Here is a 3,193-nt window from a genome sequence, read left to right on the forward strand (position 1 = left end):
GGCTCGCGCCGGTGCGTCGGCGTCAGCAGGGACACCGCGGGGTAGGGTCGAGGGCGGGTGCGGCGCCGGGTGGCGCGGCGGCGGACGGGACGGGCCCGGCCGACTCGGGAAGCGGGATGTCACGCAGGGCCACGGCTTCAGTCTCCTCTCACGGCGAGGCGCTCGATCGCCGCCATGGGTACGGGCAGCCAGTCGGGTCGGTGCCGGGCCTCGTACAGCACCTCGTACACGGCCCGGTCCGTCTCATAGGCGCGGAGCAGGCCGTGCTTCTTGCGCGGGTCCCAGCCGGCGCGGGCGGCGTAGCCCGCGCAGTAGGCCTCGCGACAGCGACGCGCCCACTCCGGGCGCCAGGGGCGGCGCTGGCGGGCGGCGTAGTCGAAGGAGCGCAGCATCCCGGCGATGTCCCGCACGGGGGAGTGGGCGCTGCGCCGTTCGGAGAGCGGCCGGGACGGCTCGCCCTCGAAGTCGATGACGAACCACTCGCGCCCGGCCCGCAGCACCTGTCCCAGATGGAGATCGCCGTGGATGCGCTGTGCCGGCGGTCCGGCGTCGCAGGTGGCCAGCGCGGCGAAGGCGGTCCGCAGCCCGGGAACGAACGGCTGGAGCGCGGGCACGGCGTGCGCGGCGGCGGTCAGCCGCTCGGTCATCGCCGCCGCCGTCCGTCCGTTCTCCCCGGGGGCGCCGATGGGGAACGCCGAGGACAGCGCCAGATGCACGTCCGCCGTCGCCCGGCCCAGCGCGTGCGCCTGCGCGGTGAAGTCGTCGCCGGAGGCGAGCGCGTCGAGGGCCAGCGTCCAGCCGTCGGAGGCGTTGCGCAGATACGGCTGGAGCACGCCGAGCGTCGCCTTGAACGGATAGGTGGTGCCCAGCCAGGCCACCGGGGCGGGAACCCGGTGGCAGCCCTGACGGGCGAGCGCCCCCGGCACCTCCAGATCCGGGTTGACGCCGGGCTGGATGCGGCGGAACACCTTCAGGATGTACTCGTCGCCGTACACCAGCGAGGAGTTGGACTGTTCGGCGGTCATCAGCCGGGGCACCAGTCCGGCGGGCACCTGCTGGGCCCCGTCGCACTCGAAGCGCAGCGGGCCCGCGGTGCCGGGGCGGCGCAGCCGCTCCAGGAGCAGCTGGGCGGCGCGCGGGTCGTGGAGGGCGTCGTAGACGGTCATTCCGGCCAGCAGACCGGTCGGCACCCTGCCGATGAGCGCCTTGCCGAGCCGCGGTGAGGGGTGTTCCCGCACACCGAGGAGCAGCTGGTAGCAGTCACCGGCCGGGACGGTGCCCCCGGGGGCGGGCACGCCGCCGTGAGCGGCGTGCACCAGTACGTGCAGGCAGCCGGGGAACAGCTCCGTCATCGACAGCACACCGAGGTCGGTGACGGGCCGGTCCTTCCCGGCGAACCAGCGCTGCAGGGGCAGCCACTCGCGCAGCAGCCCGGTGAGCGACTCCATGGGCTCGGCGGGCGCGCTTCGCGGGCGCAGGAACGCGGTCTTCGTCATGGTGACGCCTCCTTACGCCGGCACACCCTCACAGTCGTCGGCCGCTGCGGGATGCGACTCGGGTGAGCCGGAACCAGTAGAAGCCGTGGCCCCCGAGGGTCATCAGGTACGGCAGCTCCCCCACGGCCGGGAACCGCACCCCGCCGAACAGCTCCACCGGGTGCCGCCCCTCGAAGGCGCTGAGATCCAGCTCCGTGGGCTGTGCGAAGCGGGAGAAGTTGTTCACGCAGAGCACCAGGTCGTCCTCGTACTCGCGCAGGAAGGCGAGGACGGCGGGGTTGGAGGACGGCAGTTCGGTGTAGGAGCCGAGGCCGAAGGCGGGGTTCTGTTTGCGGATCTCGATCATCCGGCGGGTCCAGTGGAGCAGGGAGGAGGGGGAGGCCATGGACGCTTCGACGCTGGTGACCTGGTAGCCGTAGACCGGGTCCATGATGGCGGGGAGGAAGAGGCGTCCGGGGTCGGAGGAGGAGAAGCCGGCGTTGCGGTCCGGGGTCCACTGCATGGGGGTGCGGACGGCGTCGCGGTCGCCGAGCCAGATGTTGTCGCCCATGCCGATCTCGTCGCCGTAGTAGATGATCGGTGATCCGGGGAGCGACAGCAGGAGGGCGTTGAAGAGTTCGATCTGGTTGCGGTCGTTGTCCAGCAGGGGGGCGAGGCGGCGGCGGATGCCGATGTTGGCGCGCATGCGGGGGTCCTTGGCGTATTCCGCCCACATGTAGTCGCGTTCCTCGTCGGTGACCATCTCCAGGGTCAGTTCGTCGTGGTTGCGCAGGAAGATGCCCCACTGGCAGCCGGAGGGGATGGCGGGGGTCTTGGCGAGGATCTCCGAGACGGGGTAGCGGGACTCGCGGCGCACGGCCATGAAGATGCGGGGCATGACGGGGAAGTGGAAGGCCATGTGGCACTCGTCGCCGCCGGCGGAGTAGTCGCCGAAGTAGTCGACGACGTCCTCCGGCCACTGGTTGGCCTCCGCCAGGACCACCGTGTCCGGGTACTGGGTGTCGATCTCCTTGCGCACCCGCTTCAGGAACGCGTGGGTCTCCGGGAGGTTCTCGCAGTTCGTCCCCTCCCGCTGGTACAGGTACGGCACCGCGTCCAGCCGGAACCCGTCGATCCCCAGGTCCAGCCAGAACTTCAGGGCGGAGATCATCTCCTCCTGGACCGCCGGGTTCTCGTAGTTGAGGTCCGGCTGGTGCGAGAAGAAGCGGTGGAAGTAGTACTGCTTGCGTACAGGGTCGTACGTCCAGTTGGACGCCTCGGTGTCGACGAAGATGATGCGGGCGTCCTGGAACTGCTTGTCGTCGTCGGCCCACACGTAGTAGTCGCCGTAGGGGCCGTCCGGGTCCTTGCGCGACTCCTGGAACCACGGGTGCTGGTCGCTGGTGTGGTTCATGACGAAGTCGATGATCACGCGCATGCCGCGCTGGTGCGCGGAGTCGACGAACTCGACGAAGTCGGCGAGGTCGCCGAAGTCGGGCAGCACGGCGGTGTAGTCGGCCACGTCGTAACCGCCGTCGCGCAGCGGCGACTTGAAGAAGGGCGGCAGCCACAGGCAGTCGACGCCCAGCCACTGCAGATAGTCGAGTTTGGCGGTCAGACCCTTCAGGTCGCCGATGCCGTCGCCGTTGCTGTCCTGGAAGGAGCGGACCAGGACCTCGTAGAAGACGGCTCGTTTGAACCAGTCCGGGTCCCGGTCC

The 3,193-nt window shown here is 70.5% G+C and carries 2 protein-coding genes; both read right to left on the reverse strand.

Annotated elements, in window-relative coordinates; genetic code table 11:
- Window positions 1–137 precede the first annotated feature (137 nt).
- Complete coding sequence (locus tag B9S61_RS22915) at window positions 138–1,496, reverse strand: maltokinase (RefSeq protein WP_103543955.1); 1,359 nt, start codon at window positions 1,494–1,496, stop codon at window positions 138–140.
- A 28-nt stretch (window positions 1,497–1,524) separates the two neighbouring features.
- A partial coding sequence (gene treS, locus B9S61_RS22920) for a maltose alpha-D-glucosyltransferase (protein WP_103543956.1) occupies window positions 1,525–3,193 on the reverse strand: 1,669 nt, incomplete at its 5' end.

The sequence above is a fragment of the Streptomyces sp. SM1 genome (assembly GCF_002910825.1).
In the GTDB taxonomy this organism is placed as follows: Bacteria; Actinomycetota; Actinomycetes; order Streptomycetales; family Streptomycetaceae; genus Streptomyces; species Streptomyces okerensis.